This window comes from Streptomyces sp. NPDC059355 (assembly GCF_042752335.1).
Classification (GTDB): Bacteria; Actinomycetota; Actinomycetes; order Streptomycetales; family Streptomycetaceae; genus Streptomyces.
The window spans coordinates 17,196-32,461 of record NZ_JBHYXN010000021.1; the positions used below are offsets into that span (position 1 = coordinate 17,196).

Genomic DNA, 15,266 nt, shown 5'->3' on the forward strand with positions numbered 1-15,266 from the left:
CATGCCCGCCACGCCGCTCGCCCAGCCGCCGAACCACCGCCTCCTGGCAAGGGTCGCGGCCGCGACCCTCGTCCTCGCCGCGGCCACTCCCGCCGCCGTCGCCTACGCGGCCTCCCCGTCCGCCAGTGTCTCCCCCACCGCCGTCGCGCCCGGCGGCCGGGTCAGCCTGAACGTCACCGGCTGCGGAACCAAGACCGGTACGGCCTCGTCCGGCGCGTTCGGCGACGTACGCCTGACCCCCGGCAACCTCGAGGCCACCAACCTCTTCGGCAACGCCACCGTCTTCAGCAACGCCAACTCCGGGGCGTACACCGTCACCTTCGAATGCGGCGGCTCGGGCGGTCAGCGCGTCACCGTCCCCCTCCAGGTCGCCTCCGGCGCGGCCCGCGGCGGCCTGGGCGGCAGCGTCGGCGCGATGAGCCCCGGCCAGATCGCCCTGGGCGGCGCACTGGCCGCGGGCGCACTGGGCACCGGCATCTGGATCCTGCGCCGCCGCTCCCGCCTGACCTGACCCCACCGCGGCACTCGTGACCGGACGGGCGGTGCGTCCTGCCGGACCAGGACGTCTAGGCGGTGGCGGCGGTGACGGTTGCGCCGGCGCCTCTGACCTGCAGACCGTCCAGCAGGTCCCGTGTCGCCTCGGCGATCGCCTCCACGGCGGCCTCGAAGACCTCCTGGTTGTGCGCGGCGGGCGCCCGGAACCCCGATACCTTCCGTACGTACTGCAGCGCGGCGGCGCGGACTTCCTCCTCCGTGGCCTTCTCGGGGATGGCGGGCGGGCGCAGGGTCTTAATGGAACGGCACATACACCCACTATCCCGCTACTCGGGCAGCTCGGCGCCGGAAAGTTTCATGATCAGACCTGCCTGCAGCCGCGCCCGCAGCACCGGATCCGCGACCTCCTCCAGCAGCTCGGCGGCCTGCTGGAGGGCGGCGGCTGCCCGCCGGTCCTCGCGCAGGGAGGCGGTCTGGTCGGCCATGTGCCGAAGCGCGATGTCGGCCCGCCGGTGGAAGAGCTGCCCGACGAGCGTGATGACGAGGCCGACCGAGCTGGTGACGACCCCGAGGTACAGCTCCCCGCTGGTCTCGGCCTTCCACACCGCGAGCGCCACCCCGAGCAGCAGGACGGCGGCCCCCGCCCCGGCGAACCGCTGGCTGGTGACGAAGCTGCTGCGTGCCTGCGTCAGCCCGTACGCGTAGTACTCGACCAGCACGGACGTGAACTCGGCGTCCCCGTGCCCGCCGCGCCGGCCCGCCGCCGGCCCCCCGACATCGGCGTACTTCGGATCCCCCGCACCGGCCGCGGGCTCCGCCACCTGCGCCAACAGCCGCGCCCGCTCGGCATCCCGGCGCCGCTCGAACCCCTCCCTGGCCACCCGGTCCAGCCGGACGTACGCCATGCCGCCGCCGACGAAGGCCAGCAGCCCGACACCCGCCACCACCCACTCACCCATCCCCCGACCATCCCACGCTCCCTCGACACGCGGTCAAGCCTCCGGCGACAACGAACCACACCCCCAGGCCCCCCAGTTGCCCGGACCCCGGCCACTCCCACGCCCCGCACCGCGAACCCTCCGCGCCCGGCGGACACGACGAAGGCCCCCGACCGTAAACGGTCGGGGGCCTTCGTAACTGGTGGGCGTGGACGGTTTCGAACCGCCGACATCTGCTTTGTAAGAGCAGCGCTCTACCCCTGAGCTACACACCCGTGGATGAGTGGACAGCCTACATGCCAGGCGCACCCCCCACGCAAACCCGTATCCGTGGGGGAGAATGGACCGGGGCATGGCGGAGGCGGTACGGGAGAGGGATTGTGACGACGGCATCCCGGCGGTGGTTCGGCGGGCGGGACGAGAGTCGGCGGGCGGATGCGCAGGCGGCGAAGGATGCCGCCGCGGCCGCGTTCTACGAGCTGGACACCGCGCAGCGGGATCTGCGGATCTCCATGGAGACCATCGCGGCCGCCGACGGGTCGCCCGCGGCCCGGCAGGCCGGGGAGGGGTTCGCCGCGCTCGGGCAGCGGATCGACCAGGTCAGCCACGTGTACATCGAGGCGGTGGACGCGCACGACCTGGATCGCGTCGACCTCGAGGGGTCCGTCGCCGCGCGGGCGCGGGAGCAGCTGACCCGGGCACGCGACGAGCTCGTACGGGTCAAGGGCGAGCTGGATCGGTTCGCGCAGGGGCTGCAGCCGCTGCTGGACAAGGCCGAGACGCAGCTGGCCCGGGTGGCGCCCGCGCGGGAGCGGGCCCGGGCCGCGCTGCTCGCGGCGAGCGGCGCCCTGGACGACGTACGGGGCAAGGGGGTGCGGGCCGACGAGTTCGCGGCGCGGCTGGCCGCGCTCGGGCCTGAGCTGACCCTGCTGAACCAGGGTGCCGCGCAGCACGGGGTGCAGGAGACCGTCCAGCGCGCGGACCGGATCCTGCGGGACGCGGAGGCCATACGGGCCGAGGTGGCGCGGCTCCCGGAGCGGGCCGCGGAGATCGACCGGCGGCTGGTGAGTCTGCGGACCCGGGCGCAGGCGCTGCGCAACCGGGCGGACCGGGTGGATCCGGTCCTCAGTGAGCTGCGCCGGCGGTTCAGTGCCGCGTGCTGGCAGGACCTGCAGCAGGTGCCGGAGCAGGCCGTACGGGACGTGGCGCAGGCCGAGGAGCAGCTGAGGGAGGCCGCGCGGGCGCGCGAGGAGCAGCGCTGGGCGGACGTGGCGGCGTTGATCGAGTCGGTCCGGGGTGCGCTGGACGCCACCGACGAGGCGGTGTCGGCGGCGCAGGACCGGCTGTCGCGGCTGGAGGCGGTGGCGCGGGACCCGCAGGCGGAGGTGCAGCGGACCCGGTTCGCGATCCGGGATGCGCAGCGGCTGGCGATGGAGGGCCGCAGTGTGCCCGATCCGCGGCACGCGCGGCCGCTGGACGGGTCGGTGGCGCGGATGGAGCGGGCGCTCGCCGCGCTGGAGGAGCGGCACCCGGACTACTGGCACTTCCTTCAGGAGATGGAGCAGGTGCGGGCGGACGTGGGGCGGGTCGTCTCCGACATCCGCGGCGGGCGCGCGAACGGCTGAGGCCCGCTGCCGGCACCGGTCCGGCCCGCGCCCCGGCTGCCGGCACCGGTCCGGCACCGGTTCCGGCGGTTCCGGCACGCCCGGCCCCGCCCGGCCCCGCCCCGTCCGCGCTTGTCGCGGCGGGGGCGCGGGCGGATGCTGGAAGGTGGCTGGAATAGGAGGGCGTGATGGCTGCCCACGTTTCGTACACCTCTCGTGCGCCCGGCGCACCCCGCACGACCGCACCCCCCGTGAACGCGCCGCACGCGGCCTACGGGTGCCACGAGCCCCACGAGCACTACGCGCCGTACGTGTCCCACGGGCCGATCGAACTCCCCGCCCCGCACGTCCCCTACCTGGTGCGGCGCATCGCGCGCCCCGTCAACACCCGGCTCGACGAGCACCTGCCCACCGACCACAAGCTCAGCCAGGTGTACCGGGTGGGCGCGGGCCTGATGGGGCTGCTGCTCGTCGTCTTCGGCATCCTGGGGCTGATCGACCGGATCGGGTTCTTCGACACCGGCGGCGCCACGGTGATCGCGCTGAACACCAACGGCGCGCTGAGCGTCCTGTCGATCTGCATCGGGCTGCTGCTCTTCGCGGGGATGGTGATCGGCGGGAACTTCGCCTCCACCCTCAACATCGTGCTGGGGATCGCCTTCATCGTCAGCGGGTTCGTGAACCTGGCCCTGCTCGACACGGGGGTGAACTTCCTGGCCTTCAAGATCCAGAACGTGCTGTTCAGTTTCGTCGTCGGCGTGATGCTGATGTGGTTCGGGATGTACGGGCGGGTGGGCAGCGCCCTGCCGCACGACAATCCGTACTGGCGGGCCCGCAACCCCGAGCAGGCCGCACGCGAGGACCGCGCCGCCGGGCTGAGTCACGGCGTCCAGGCCTGATCCGAAAGACACGGACCAGGGCTGCCGGCGGCGCCCGGCTCTGTAGCCTGGGGCCATGCCTCGTTACGAATTCCGCTGCCGGACCTGCGAAGACACCTTCGAGGTCAGCCGGCCCATGGCCGAGTCCTCCGCTCCCGCCGACTGCCCGGCCGGGCACGCCGACACCGTGAAGCTGCTCTCCGCCGTCGCCGTGGGCGGCACCGGCAGCGCCCCCGCCCCGTCCGGCGGGGGCTGCTGCGGCGGCGGGGGCTGCTGCTAGGGGGTGTCCGCCAGCCCTAGCGCTTGCGCGAGAGGGTGAGGCCGTCCGAGATCGCGAGCAGGACCGATTCCATGCGGGTGTCCGCCGCGACGTGCTCGTTGTACGCGCGGACTCCCGCCGCCGAGCCCGTCGCGGACTCGTCCAGGACGCTGCCGTGGAACAGGGTGTTGTCCGTGACGATCAGCCCGCCCGGGCGCAGCCGCGGAACGAGCTCCTCCCAGTAGGCGATCTGGCTTTCCTTGTCCGCGTCCACGTAGGCCATGTCGATGTGCGGCTCCTGCGGCATGGCACGCAGCGTGTCCAGCGCCGGGGCGATGCGCAGGTCGATCCGGTCGGCGACGCCCGCCGCCTTCCAGGCCTCGCGCCCGTACGCCGTCCACTCCTCCGAGACGTCGCACGCGACGATCACGCCGTCCGACGGCAGGGCCTGTGCCATGGACAGGGTGGAGAAGCCGGTGAAGGTGCCGACCTCGACGATGTGGCGGGCGCCGGTCAGCCGGACCAGGAAGGCCAGCAGCGGTCCCTGCTCCTCCGCCGACTGCATGCCGGCGACGTCGGGGAACTTCTCGTACGTCGTGGCCACCAGCCCCCGCTGGACCGGGTCCAGCGGGGGGTTGTGGTTGAGCATGTAGCGGTACAACTCGTCAGTGATCTTCGTGCTGTTGCCCTTGGTCATGTACCCAGTGTGCCGAGTCCGCCCGCCGGTCGACCCACCGGTTGGCCAACCGGCCGCCCCACCCGTCGGCCTACCGGCCGGCCTCCCGGGCCACCGCCGCCGCGAACGCCCGTACGATCTCCTCGCCCGCCAGCACGCCCGCCGCGGCCAGGGCCGTGACCGTCGGCGCCGTCCAGCCCGAGTCGGCCAGCTCCCCGTGCCCCGGCCGCCAGGCCGCATCCGCGGCCAGCAGCAGGTCCGCGTCGAGCAGCGAGTCGCCGGCGGCGAGGGTCGTGGTCGCACCGGTACGGCGTGCCACCTCGCGCATCGCCGCGCTCTTCGTCAGCGGCCGCGGCACGGCGTAGATCTTGCGGCCCTGGAGCGAGACCGTCCAGCCGCGCGCGTCGGCCCACTCCGTCAGCGCCTTGACCCACTCGTCCGGCACCAGGGCCCGCTCGACGACCAGGTACGTGAACAGGTCCTCCGCGATCCGCGCCTTGCGCAGCCACGCCGCGTCCGCCGTGGCCAGCAGGTGCGCGTGCACCTCCTCCAGCGGGGCGCACTCCTGCGCCAGCCGCGCCGCGACCTGGCGCCGCCAGTCCCGGTCGGGGAGGCCGTCGACCAGCAGCTGCCCGCCGTTGGCGCAGATCGCGTACGGCGCCGGCCGCCCGGGGAAGCGGATGCGCTGGTACTGCTTGCGCGTACGGGTCGTCGTCGGGACGAAGACCACCGCGGGATCGGCCGCCAGTTCGGTCAGCAGCGCCGCCGCGGTCTCCGTCATGTACGACAGCGGCTTGCTCTCGTGCACCTCGACGCACAGCAGCCGCGGGGCCACCGGGTCGGGCATGGTCAGGCCGAGCGCGGCCGTCGAGTAGATGAGCGTGCGGTCGAGATCACTGGCTACCAGGACAGTCACTTGGAGGTCACGGCCTTTCCGTCGGCGCCGGTCGCGCCACGCGTGAAGCGGGGGTGGATGAGTCCTACGCAGGTGTAGGGCAGCCCGTCGACCTCTTCGACCGGCACGCCCCGCTGCTCGGCGAGCAGCCGTACGTGGTCCAGGTCGGCTCCGGCGCCGCGCTGCGCCAGGATCTTCCACGGCACGCGGCGCAGCAGCACCCGCGTCGTCTCGCCGACGCCGGGCTTGACCAGGTTCACGTCGTGGATGCCGTACTCCTCGCTGATCCGCTCGACGGCCGCCCAGCCCTCCCAGGTGGGCGTGCGGTCGGCGGCGAGGAGCTCCTTGACCTCGGCGTCGACGGCCTCGGCCACCTCGTCGAATCGGGCGGCGACGGTGTCGACGAAGGCGGTGGAGACATCGGCTCCGGCGAGCTCGCGGTAGAACTTCGCGCCGTGGAAGTCGGCGGGTCCGACCAGGTCGGACCTGAGGACCGTACGCGAGATCAGTCCGGAGACGGTGGAATTGAGGCAGGCGGAGGGGATCAGGAAGTCCTCGCGGGTGCCGTACGTGGACACGCAGGATCCGGGGTCGGCGAGGACCACGATCTCCGGGTCGAATCCGGGGAACTCGCGGAGGGCCTCCGCGAGCTCCCGCGTGATGGCCCCCTTGCCGGTCCAGCCGTCCACGAAGACGACGTCGGAGGGGTCGTGGTGGGCGGCCAGCCAGCGCAGGGCGTTGGGGTCGATGCCGCGGCCGCGCACGATGGAGACGGCGTAGTGCGGCAGGTCCAGGCCGTGCCGGTGCTGGGCCCAGCGGCGCATGAGGACGCCGACGGGGGTGCCGGCGCGGGCCAGCGAGACGAGCACCGGGGAGGGGGACCGCTCGGCGAGTACGGTCTCGGTGACCGTGCCTACGGCCCGGGCCATGCGGGCGGCGGACGCCGTCAGCGCGCTCCGGTACAGCTCCTGGTACCGGGGGGACGGCTGGTATTCGACGGGCAGCGACTCGGCGTAGTGCGCGCCGCCCGCCTGGATGGCCTCCTCGCGCTCCTCGGTGGGGGCCTCCAGCGACACGTCGGAGAGGTCCTGGAGCAGCCAGCCGCAGTCCTGCGGGGCGTACGAGGAGAAGGCTGGTCCGCGCAGCGGCTCGGGCAGGATCGGCTCGGGCATGATCGGCTCCCGCCGGTCGCAGGAATCGTCGTGGGAAGGCTCGGGGACGTACGAGGGGACCAGCGCGAGCAGGACCCGGCCGGCGTGCGGGGCCAGGCGCGCGAGGAGCCCGTCGGGGCCGTGCAGCGCGGCGGTGTCCCCGTGGCTGTCGACGACGGCGACGACGGTGTCGAAGCCGGCGCCCGCGACGTTGTAGGCGTACCGGTCGCCGGGCCCGTCGGCGGGGGCGTCGTGGGCGGGGAAGACGAGCCGGGAGCGGATGGCGTACCCGGGGTCGTCGACGGCGAGCACCGGCGAGCGGGTGGTGGTCGAGAACCGGACCTCGGCCGCCGCCCCGGACTCCTCCAGGACCGTTGCGAGGCGCAGCGGGGCGTACATCAGCTCCTCGTTGCCGAGTACGAGGACCCGCCCGGGCCCGGCTCCGAGCGCGTCGGCGAGCTGCCGGGCCAGCGCGGGCAGTGCCGCTTCGAGCCGGGCGCGGTGCTCGGGGGTGAACCCGTGCCGGCCGCCGTCGGGGACCCCGGCGGGCCAGTCCAGCACGATCCGCCCGGCGGGGGCGGCTGCGGAGGCCGGAGCAGGGGCGGGACCGGCCGCGCCCCGGCCCTCGTACTCCTCGACCAGTGCCTGGCCCTTGGCCAGGACCCCCTCGGGGAGGTGCACCGTCCCGGAGGCGAGCGCGATCAGGTCGACGCGCGCGCCGATCTCGGCGGCGAAGGCGGTGAGCCGCTCTCGGTCGGCCGGGGAGCGCATGTCGACGAGGGCGACGACCACGTAGTGCCGGCGGGGGTGGCGGGCGTGCAGGTCGCGGATGGTGTTCAGGACCGTGTTGCCGGTGGAGAACTCGTCGTCGACGAGGACCAGCGGCCCGCTGCCGGCCAGCAGCTTCGGGTCCTGCGGCAGCAGCAGGTGCGAGGTGGCGTGCGAGTGGGCCTCCTCGAACCCGCCTGCGGGCTCGACACCGGGCACGGGGCGGCGGGTGGAGTGCAGGTAGGGGGCGGCTCCGAGTCCGTCGGCCACGCAGTGCCCGAGTCCGGTCGCCGTCTCCGCGTACCCCAGGACCACCGCGTCGGCGGTCTCGTCGCCCAGCAGGGCCCGCACCCGCTCGCCGAGTCCGTGCCCGGCCGCGTACACGGCCCGCGGGGACTGCGGGACGTGCTTGCCCAGCACCTGCGAGACCAGCAGGTGGGCCCGCTTCGGATTGCGCCGCAGGGCCAGCCCGAGCAGCTCGTCCAGCCGTGGCGACCCCGGGTCGCCGGCCTCCTCCAGGCGTACGCCCAGCCGCTCGGCCACCCAGGTTCCCGACCACACCGCGTCGATCGTCTTGCCCTTCTCCGTAGTCTTCGCCGGCACGGGTCCGCTCACAGCTGGAGCCCGGCCGTGAGGAGGTCGACGAAGCCGACCTCCTCCTTCGCCACGCCGAAGACCTCGGCGCGCAGCATGGTGCGCTCGGCCCAGGCCCGGTGGGGCTTCACTTCGTTCATCTTGTTCGTGTAGGCGGAGCGCATGACTCCGCCGCCGCCGCGCTCGGGGCGCAGGATGTCCTGGGCGTCGCTGAACTCCTCGTGGGAGACCACCGACAGCGCGTGGACGGGGGTGACGTGGGCGGGGTGGATGCAGGTCTTGCCGAGGAGTCCGTTGGCCCGGTCGAGTTCGATCTCGCGCAGGAGCCCGTCGAGGTCGTGCTCGATGAGCGTGGTGCGCAGTTCCTCGGCGCCTTCCTCGAGGAAGGGGCTGCGGCGCAGCTGGGGCTTGAAGAGGCGCTGCTGGCTGCGGAAGTACTCCCAGACGGGTCCGGTCACGGTGAAGCCGGTGCCGTCGGCGCGGCTGAGCACGTTCACCACGTCGGCGATGACTCCGGCGACGATCTGTACGTCGTAGGCGGTCATGTCGGGGGTGCGGCGCAGTCCGTAGACCGAGCAGAAGTCGGTCACGCCCAGGCGCAGGGCCAGGACGCGGTCGCGGTACCGGTTCACGGTGCGGGAGATGCCGGCGAGGGCTTCGACGCGGGTTTCGAGGTGGAGGAGGTCGGGGGTCTCCAGGACGGGCATGGCGTACAGCGGCTGCTGTCCGCCGGCCGCCTCCGCTTGGGCGACGGCGTCGAGGAAGGCGGTTCCGCGGCTCTCGGTGAACTTGGGGAGTACAAATCCGGCCAGTCTGCGGGCGGAGCCGCCGAGGCGGCGCACGAGGTCGGGTATCTGCTCGGGGGTGCGGACCCGGATGAAGAGGAGCGGCAGCTCTCCGCCGTCGGCGTCAAGGGTGGCGAACTGGCGGACGAGGTTGCCCTCGGCGTCGGCGACGTCGGCGTCGCTGATCGAATCCTCCAGGCAGAGGACCATGGAGACGACTCCGCGGGCGGCCTGCTTGTGGACGTCGCCTGCGAGGTTCGGGCGGGTGGCGGGGCTGTAGAGGGTGGCTCCGAGGGCGGCGGCTAGAATGCGGGCCGGGGAGGCGGCGGTGAACTCGGCCGACTCCTGGTGGAAGAGGTCCTTGCGGACGGTGGGCGATATGTGCCCGAAGTGACGCATGTACTTCCCCCGTACTGCCTCGGCGGCCCCAGTGGCGTGGCCGGTAATAGTACGTACGAACGTGAGTCAAGAGTTCCTCAAGTACATGAAGTTCAGGTAACCCTCTTGCACCATGCCCAGGTCTTTCTTCCGCGACAAGGCTCCACGGGGGGCCGCGTTGTTCCGCGCCGCCCCGGGAGGGCAGGATGACGGGCATGACGCACGCGATGCAGAAGGGCTCGAACATCCCGGTGACCGCCGTGGCGGTCCGGGCGGTGCTGCGCTGGACCGGCGGCCCCGAGGTGCCGGACGTCGACGCCTCGGCGCTGCTCGTGGGAGCGGACGGGCGCGTGCGCTCGGACGAGGACTTCGTGTTCTACAACCAGCCCCGGCACCCCTCGGGGGCCGTCTGGCGGCTCGGCAAGAAGCAGATAGGCGACGGGATCACCGACGCCGTGCAGGCGGACCTGCGGGCGGTGCCGCCGGTGGTGGACCGGATCCTGGTGGTGGCCTCCGCCGAGGACGTGCCGTTCCAGCAGGTCAGGGACCTGCGGATCCTGCTGTACGACGCCACGGCGACCGGCGGCTCCGAGCCGCTGGCCTTCTTCGACGTGCGGCCCGAGACCGGCGCCGAGACGGCGCTGATCTGCGGGGAGCTGTACCGCCGCGGGGACGGGTGGAAGTTCCGCGCGCTGGGCGAGGGCTATTCGAACGGCCTCGTCGGGCTGGCGACCGACCACGGGATCTCCGTGGACGAGAACGCCGCCGAGGGTGCCTCCGGGGCCGCTCCCGCCGCCGGCCGGGCCGACGAGCAGACGGCCCTGATGCGCCCGCCGGTCCCGCAGACGCCGCCGGCGCCGCTGACGCAGGCCCCGCCCGCCGCGCAGCCGGCGTACGGGTACCCGCAGCCGGTGTCCCCGGCCCCGGTGCCGGTCCCGGGCGGCGACCCGACGTTCCGGCTGCCGGTGCAGGGCCCGCAGTTCCTCCGCCGCTGACGCGCCGTACCCGGCCGGGGGCGCGTGCCCCCGGTCAGGCCTTGGTGCTCTTGTAGCCCCGCCCCCATTGCAGGCCCCACCCGTACAGCCGGTCCAGCTCGGCCTGGAACCCGTACACGAACTTGACCTCGCGCCGCACGATCAGCTCGCCCTTGACGTGCTCCAAGGAGAGCACGGCGCAGGAGCGGGCCTGCGGCTGCCGTTCCTCCAGCGGGATCTCGATCCGCGGCCCGGTGATCGGGTAGAGGGTGATCATGGCGTGGGTCCGGTCGAAGGCCGGGGTCTGGTCGTAGATGTAGACGAACACCAGCAGCCGCTTGATCTCGTCGGCGTGGTCGAGGTTGACGAAGACCGTCTCCCCCGACGGCGCCCCGAACCTGTCGTCGCCGCTGAGCTTCACGTACGGCGGGCTGTTGATGTCCCCGTGGAGGTTGCCCAGCGGCTGCACGACGCCCCGGGTCCCGTCGGCCAGCTCGTAGAGGCAGCCGAGGTCGAGGTCGACGTTGACCATGCCCTGGGTGTGCGCCTGCACCATGTCGGGCTTGAACAGCTTGAACGGGTGGCGCAGGAGCCGGCCGCTCTCACCGCCGCCGCGACCGCCGATGTCCGAGCTGCGCATGCGCCAGGACAGGTTGACCCGCAGGTTCCCGTGGACCGCCCCCTGTTTGGTGAGCGAAACCGTCGGATGCCGTTTGGTCAGCTCGATCGCGGCCGAGCCGCCGCCCGAGTCGAACTGCAGGGCGCGGCTGCCCCTTATCCCGTCGAAGAACCCTTCGAAGAATCCCATTCCCCTGTCCCCCCTCATTCTGTGTAGGCGGGGCGGCCTACGCGGACGGGGCGGCCCGGCAGTCCGCAGACCAGCCCGGCCGCCCCGCAGTTGGAGCGTTCCGCATTAGCGCCGCGATCATGCCTAGGCGGTGGAACCCTCCAGTTCCAGGCGCTTGTTGCGGCGCACCGAGGACCAGAAGGACCAGGCGATGAGCAGCACGCCGACGAGGCCGGTGATGACCTCGTGGATCTCGTACTGGATGGTGACGAGCAGGATGACGGCGAGCGCGCCGATGGCGTAGTGCGCGCCGTGCTCCAGGTAGACGTAGTCGTCGAGGGTGCCCTGGCGGACCAGGTAGACCGTGAGCGACCGGACGTACATGGCACCGATGCCGAGGCCGAGGGCCATCAGCACGATGTCGTTGGTGATGGCGAAGGCGCCGATGACCCCGTCGAAGGAGAAGGAGGCGTCGAGGACTTCGAGGTAGAGGAACATGAAGAAGGCGGCCTTGCCGGCCATGGCGACGGCCGAGACGGGCTTGCCGCTCTTCTTGGCCGCTTCCTCGGCTTCGTGTTCTGCCTCTTCTTCTTCTTCGAGGCGGTTCTCGAAGTAGCCGGAGAGACCGCCGACGATCATGTAGGTGATGAGGCCGGCGATACCGGAGACCAGGACGGTCTGCGCCTTGTCCACGTGCGCCCCGCCGTGCTGGTGGGCGTTGGCGGCGAAGGTCATGGACGTGATCAGCAGGGCGATCAGCGCGAGGCAGGCCGACAGCATGTCGATCTTGCCGAGCTTGGCGAGCGGGCGCTCGAGCCACGCGAGCCACTTGATGTCCCGGTCCTCGAAGATGAAGTCGAGGAAGATCATCAGAAGGAACATGCCGCCGAAGGCCGCGATCGCCGGGTGGGCGTCCGTGACCAGCTGCTGGTACATGTCCTTGTCGTTCAGCGCCAGGTCGACGGCCTCGATGGGGCCGATGCCGGCGGTGACCGCGACGATCACGACGGGGAAGACCAGGCGCATGCCGAACACGGCGATGAGCACGCCGACCGTGAGGAAGATCTTCTGCCAGAAGGCATTCATCTTCTTCAGGATTCCGGCGTTGACCACCGCATTGTCGAAGGACAGCGAGATCTCAAGGATGGACAGGATCGCGACGATCCCGAACGCGGTCCACCCCCCGTAGAACACCGCTGCGACCAGACCGAGCGCAGTGACTGCGAACGACCAGCCGAAGGTTTTGAGAACCACTGGCACCCCATCGTGTTGTACGGCTTTACGAAACGTTGACCCCGAAGTCTAGAGCGATGCCCCGGAGCCCCGACGCGTACCCCTGTCCCACCGCCCGGAACTTCCATTCGCCGCCGTACCGGTAGACCTCGCCGAAGATCATCGCCGTCTCGCTGGAGGCGTCCTCGGTGAGGTCGTAGCGGGCCAGTTCCTGGCCGTCCGCGTCGTTGACCACGCGAATGAAGGCATTGCTGACCTGGCCGAAGCTCTGCCGACGGGCCTCCGCCTCGTGGATCGAGACCGGGAAGACGATCTTGTCGACCTCGACCGGCACCTTGGTCAGGTCGATGATGATCGATTCGTCGTCGCCCTCACCCTCGCCGGTGAGGTTGTCCCCCGTGTGTTCGACGGAGCCCTCGGGGCTCTTCAGGTTGTTGTAGAAGACGAAGTACGCGTCCCCCAGGACCCGGCCGTCGCGGCACAGCAGCGCGCTGGCGTCGAGGTCGAAATCGGCCCCCGTGGTCGAACGCGCGTCCCATCCGAGACCGACCAGGACCCGGGTGAGGTTCGGTGCGGCCTTCGAGAGGGAGACGTTGCCCCCCTTGGCGAGTGTGACGCCCATGTTGTGGTCCTCCCCGGACGACGTGGTGATCGCGGCGCGCCCCGCGTGGCGGGCCGCCGGTGGAGCTCGGCGGTGCATCTCTGCGGTGCACCGTCGCAAAGCACGTCCGGCGCCGTACACACAGTGCACGGCGCCGGACGGGTGACTGCTGGCAGGCTCAGACGTTGACGCCGAAGTCCTGTGCGATGCCGCGCAGGCCGGAGGCGTAGCCCTGGCCGATGGCGCGGAACTTCCACTCCGCTCCGTTGCGGTACAGCTCGCCGAAGACCATGGCGGTCTCGGTCGAGGCGTCCTCGGAGAGGTCGTAGCGGGCGAGCTCGCTGTTGTCGGCCTGGTTCACGACGCGGATGTACGCGTTGCGGACCTGGCCGAAGCTCTGCTGGCGGCTCTCGGCCTCGTAGATCGAGACCGGGAAGACGATCTTGGCGACATCGGCCGGGACGCCGGCCAGATTCACCTTGATCGCCTCGTCGTCGCCCTCGCCCTCACCGGTGGTGTTGTCACCGGTGTGCTCGACCGAGCCGTCCGGGCTCTTCAGGTTGTTGAAGAACACGAAGTTCGAGTCGTTGGCGACCTTGCCCTGGTCGTTGGTCAGGATCGCGCTGGCGTCGAGGTCGAAGTCGACACCGGTGGTGGTGCGAGCGTCCCAGCCCAGACCGACGATGACCGCCGTCAGATTCGGCGCGGCCTTGGTCAGCGAGACGTTTCCGCCCTTGCTGAGGCTGACTCCCACGGGTCCTCCATTGGGTTCATGTGTGGGGCGGCGCCCCGTCGTGCGGTTTCTACCGGGATCAACGCTTCGATCCTAGTGACGGGTTCCCGCCTGTCGGCGTCTTTCCCGGTGAACAGTTCACGGAACCCGCCCGAAGTGGGATCCCGGGGCCCTCGGAGACTTCTCAGAGGCTGTCGAGGGCCTTGATGTACTCGTTCAGGTCACGCGCGTCGGGCAGGCCGTTGACGACGGTCCAGCGCACGATGCCGTCCTTGTCGATGATGAAGGTGCCGCGGACCGCGCAGCCCTTCTGCTCGTCGAAGACGCCGTACGCGCGCGAGGTCTCGCCGTGCGGCCAGAAATCCGAGAGGAGCGGGTACTCCAGGCCCTCCTGCTCGCCGAAGACGCGCAGGGTCGGCACGGAGTCGTTGGAGACCGCGAGGAGCTGGACGTCGTCGTTCTGGAACCGCGGCAGCTGGTCGCGCAGCTCGCACAGCTCGCCGGTGCAGACACCGGTGAAGGCGAACGGGTAGAAGAGCAGCACCACGGCCTTCTCGCCGCGGAAGTCCGAGAGCCGCACGGTGGCGCCGTGGTTGTCCTTGAGCTCGAAGTCCGGGGCCTTGCTGCCGACCTCGATCGCCATCTCTCGCATCCCTTCGTTCCCGCATCCCTGCGTTGGGCTGTTCGGGTGGGTCCAGCCTAGGGCCTGTCCGGCGGATCGGCCCCGGCCATGATCCGCCGGACAGGCCCTAGGCCGGGCCGGGGCCCCGGAACGCACGCACCCCGCCTACCGGAAGGGAATCCGGCGGGCGGGGTGCGTGTCCGCTTGGCTGCGGGGGAACGGCTCAGCGCTTGGCCTTGGCGGCCTTCGGCGTCACCAGCTTGGTGGAGGTCCACTCCTTGCCGACGGGCAGGCCCTTGGCAAGCGAGAGGCCGGCCGTCTCGGCCGCCTCGCTGATGTCGCTGGCCTCGACGTAGCCGTCACGGCCCGTCTTGGGGGTCAGCAGCAGGATCAGTGCGCCGTCCTCGACCAGCTCGGTCGCATCGACCAGGGCGTCCGTCAGATCGCCGTCCTCGTCGCGGAACCACAACAGCACCACGTCGGCGACGTCGTCGTAGTCCTCGTCGGCGAGCTCGGTGACGAGCTTCTCGACGGCGTCACGGAATTCCTGATCGACGTCGTCGTCGTAGCCGATCTCCTGGACCACCTGTTCGGACTGGAAACCCAGCCGGGCGGCCAGGCTCTCCGCGTGGTCCGCGGTCGCGCTCACGGGGTGCCTCCTGCTCATGTTCGGTGAATGTCTTCGGCAGCGCGCGTACGCGCAGCATTGGGCGTAGTCCACACGGGCGCGGCGGATCGCGCAAGTACCCGGCCGTCGAGACCGTCGAAACGGTGACGATTACGGCCGTCTCGCCGCAACTTTCAGCCTTCCCGTATGTACGTCTGGTGATTCATCCCACACCATTCCAGCTCATTCGGCATCATCGGCGACGCTCGGCGGCTTTCCTACCTGTTT

At 71.4% G+C, this 15,266-nt stretch carries 17 protein-coding genes and 1 tRNA gene; 5 read left to right on the plus strand and 13 right to left on the minus strand.

What is annotated here, in order from left to right; all coding sequences use genetic code 11:
* The first annotated feature begins 1 nt into the window (after position 1).
* Positions 2-511, plus strand: coding sequence for a hypothetical protein (locus tag ACFXGI_RS20755; RefSeq protein WP_384708522.1), 510 nt, complete (start codon positions 2-4; stop codon positions 509-511).
* Positions 512-566: 55 nt separating this feature from the next.
* On the opposite strand, the gene ACFXGI_RS20760 is transcribed toward ACFXGI_RS20755, so the two are convergent.
* The 3 genes from ACFXGI_RS20760 to ACFXGI_RS20770 all read right to left on the minus strand — a co-directional run bounded on the left by ACFXGI_RS20760 (position 567) and on the right by ACFXGI_RS20770 (position 1,708).
* The gene (locus ACFXGI_RS20760; protein ID WP_384708525.1) at positions 567-806 is read right to left on the minus strand and encodes a DUF2277 domain-containing protein; all 240 of its coding nucleotides are present in this window, start codon (positions 804-806) and stop codon (positions 567-569) included.
* A 15-nt stretch (positions 807-821) separates the two neighbouring features.
* Positions 822-1,454, minus strand: coding sequence for a hypothetical protein (locus ACFXGI_RS20765; RefSeq protein ID WP_384708528.1), 633 nt, complete (start codon positions 1,452-1,454; stop codon positions 822-824).
* Between the two features lie 179 nt (positions 1,455-1,633).
* Positions 1,634-1,708, minus strand: a tRNA-Val gene (locus ACFXGI_RS20770).
* 105 nt (positions 1,709-1,813) lie between these two features.
* On the opposite strand from ACFXGI_RS20770, the gene ACFXGI_RS20775 reads away from it, so the two are divergent.
* From ACFXGI_RS20775 to ACFXGI_RS20785, 3 genes are all read left to right on the plus strand, one after another.
* Positions 1,814-3,058 (plus strand): hypothetical protein, encoded by a 1,245-nt coding sequence (locus tag ACFXGI_RS20775; RefSeq protein WP_384708531.1) that lies wholly within the window; start codon positions 1,814-1,816, stop codon positions 3,056-3,058.
* A 167-nt stretch (positions 3,059-3,225) separates the two neighbouring features.
* The gene (locus ACFXGI_RS20780) at positions 3,226-3,936 is read left to right on the plus strand and encodes a DUF4383 domain-containing protein (RefSeq protein WP_384708534.1); all 711 of its coding nucleotides are present in this window, start codon (positions 3,226-3,228) and stop codon (positions 3,934-3,936) included.
* Positions 3,937-3,991: 55 nt separating this feature from the next.
* A complete protein-coding gene (locus ACFXGI_RS20785; protein ID WP_030869054.1) occupies positions 3,992-4,195 on the plus strand; it encodes a zinc ribbon domain-containing protein in 204 nt (67 codons plus the stop codon).
* A gap of 16 nt (positions 4,196-4,211) precedes the next feature.
* Here ACFXGI_RS20785 and ACFXGI_RS20790 read toward each other — a convergent pair whose 3' ends face one another.
* The 4 genes from ACFXGI_RS20790 to ACFXGI_RS20805 form a co-directional block, all read right to left on the minus strand.
* On the minus strand, positions 4,212-4,871 hold the full coding sequence (locus tag ACFXGI_RS20790) for an O-methyltransferase (protein WP_384708538.1): 660 nt from the start codon (positions 4,869-4,871) through the stop codon (positions 4,212-4,214).
* 70 nt (positions 4,872-4,941) lie between these two features.
* Positions 4,942-5,766 (minus strand): HAD family hydrolase, encoded by an 825-nt coding sequence (locus ACFXGI_RS20795; protein ID WP_384708541.1) that lies wholly within the window; start codon positions 5,764-5,766, stop codon positions 4,942-4,944.
* On the minus strand, positions 5,763-8,267 hold the full coding sequence (locus ACFXGI_RS20800) for a phosphoribosyltransferase (RefSeq protein ID WP_384708544.1): 2,505 nt from the start codon (positions 8,265-8,267) through the stop codon (positions 5,763-5,765). The genes ACFXGI_RS20795 and ACFXGI_RS20800 overlap by 4 nt, the downstream gene beginning before the upstream one ends.
* 8 nt (positions 8,268-8,275) lie before the next feature.
* Positions 8,276-9,442: an HpcH/HpaI aldolase/citrate lyase family protein gene (locus ACFXGI_RS20805; RefSeq protein WP_384708547.1), complete on the minus strand. Its 1,167-nt coding sequence runs from the start codon at positions 9,440-9,442 to the stop codon at positions 8,276-8,278.
* A gap of 194 nt (positions 9,443-9,636) precedes the next feature.
* Between ACFXGI_RS20805 and ACFXGI_RS20810 the strand changes: the two genes are divergently transcribed.
* Positions 9,637-10,416 (plus strand): TerD family protein, encoded by a 780-nt coding sequence (locus ACFXGI_RS20810; protein WP_384708809.1) that lies wholly within the window; start codon positions 9,637-9,639, stop codon positions 10,414-10,416.
* A gap of 34 nt (positions 10,417-10,450) precedes the next feature.
* Here the strand turns inward: ACFXGI_RS20810 and ACFXGI_RS20815 are convergent, their stop codons facing one another.
* The 6 genes from ACFXGI_RS20815 to ACFXGI_RS20840 form a co-directional block, all read right to left on the minus strand.
* Positions 10,451-11,203 (minus strand): Tellurium resistance, encoded by a 753-nt coding sequence (locus ACFXGI_RS20815; protein ID WP_384708550.1) that lies wholly within the window; start codon positions 11,201-11,203, stop codon positions 10,451-10,453.
* Between the two features lie 123 nt (positions 11,204-11,326).
* Positions 11,327-12,436 carry a DUF475 domain-containing protein gene (locus ACFXGI_RS20820; protein ID WP_384708553.1) on the minus strand — a complete coding sequence of 370 codons (1,110 nt, stop codon included), beginning with the start codon at positions 12,434-12,436 and terminating at the stop codon, positions 11,327-11,329.
* Positions 12,437-12,461: 25 nt separating this feature from the next.
* Positions 12,462-13,037, minus strand: coding sequence for a TerD family protein (locus ACFXGI_RS20825; RefSeq protein ID WP_384708556.1), 576 nt, complete (start codon positions 13,035-13,037; stop codon positions 12,462-12,464).
* A 157-nt stretch (positions 13,038-13,194) separates the two neighbouring features.
* Positions 13,195-13,770 carry a TerD family protein gene (locus ACFXGI_RS20830; protein ID WP_030160471.1) on the minus strand — a complete coding sequence of 192 codons (576 nt, stop codon included), beginning with the start codon at positions 13,768-13,770 and terminating at the stop codon, positions 13,195-13,197.
* 163 nt (positions 13,771-13,933) lie between these two features.
* The gene (locus ACFXGI_RS20835) at positions 13,934-14,392 is read right to left on the minus strand and encodes a peroxiredoxin (protein ID WP_384708561.1); all 459 of its coding nucleotides are present in this window, start codon (positions 14,390-14,392) and stop codon (positions 13,934-13,936) included.
* A gap of 202 nt (positions 14,393-14,594) precedes the next feature.
* Positions 14,595-15,020 carry a DUF3052 domain-containing protein gene (locus ACFXGI_RS20840; RefSeq protein WP_384708563.1) on the minus strand — a complete coding sequence of 142 codons (426 nt, stop codon included), beginning with the start codon at positions 15,018-15,020 and terminating at the stop codon, positions 14,595-14,597.
* Positions 15,021-15,266 lie beyond the last annotated feature (246 nt).

Coding starts and splice junctions, on each gene's coding strand:
- ACFXGI_RS20810 (WP_384708809.1), top strand. CDS start 9,637: ATGACGCACGCGATGCAGAAGGGCTCGAACATCCCGGTGACCGCCGTG.
- ACFXGI_RS20765 (WP_384708528.1), bottom strand. CDS start 1,454: ATGGGTGAGTGGGTGGTGGCGGGTGTCGGGCTGCTGGCCTTCGTCGGC.
- ACFXGI_RS20790 (WP_384708538.1), bottom strand. CDS start 4,871: ATGACCAAGGGCAACAGCACGAAGATCACTGACGAGTTGTACCGCTAC.
- ACFXGI_RS20755 (WP_384708522.1), top strand. CDS start 2: ATGCCCGCCACGCCGCTCGCCCAGCCGCCGAACCACCGCCTCCTGGCA.
- ACFXGI_RS20815 (WP_384708550.1), bottom strand. CDS start 11,203: ATGGGATTCTTCGAAGGGTTCTTCGACGGGATAAGGGGCAGCCGCGCC.
- ACFXGI_RS20785 (WP_030869054.1), top strand. CDS start 3,992: ATGCCTCGTTACGAATTCCGCTGCCGGACCTGCGAAGACACCTTCGAG.
- ACFXGI_RS20805 (WP_384708547.1), bottom strand. CDS start 9,442: ATGCGTCACTTCGGGCACATATCGCCCACCGTCCGCAAGGACCTCTTC.
- ACFXGI_RS20835 (WP_384708561.1), bottom strand. CDS start 14,392: ATGGCGATCGAGGTCGGCAGCAAGGCCCCGGACTTCGAGCTCAAGGAC.
- ACFXGI_RS20760 (WP_384708525.1), bottom strand. CDS start 806: ATGTGCCGTTCCATTAAGACCCTGCGCCCGCCCGCCATCCCCGAGAAG.
- ACFXGI_RS20825 (WP_384708556.1), bottom strand. CDS start 13,037: ATGGGCGTCACACTCGCCAAGGGGGGCAACGTCTCCCTCTCGAAGGCC.
- ACFXGI_RS20780 (WP_384708534.1), top strand. CDS start 3,226: ATGGCTGCCCACGTTTCGTACACCTCTCGTGCGCCCGGCGCACCCCGC.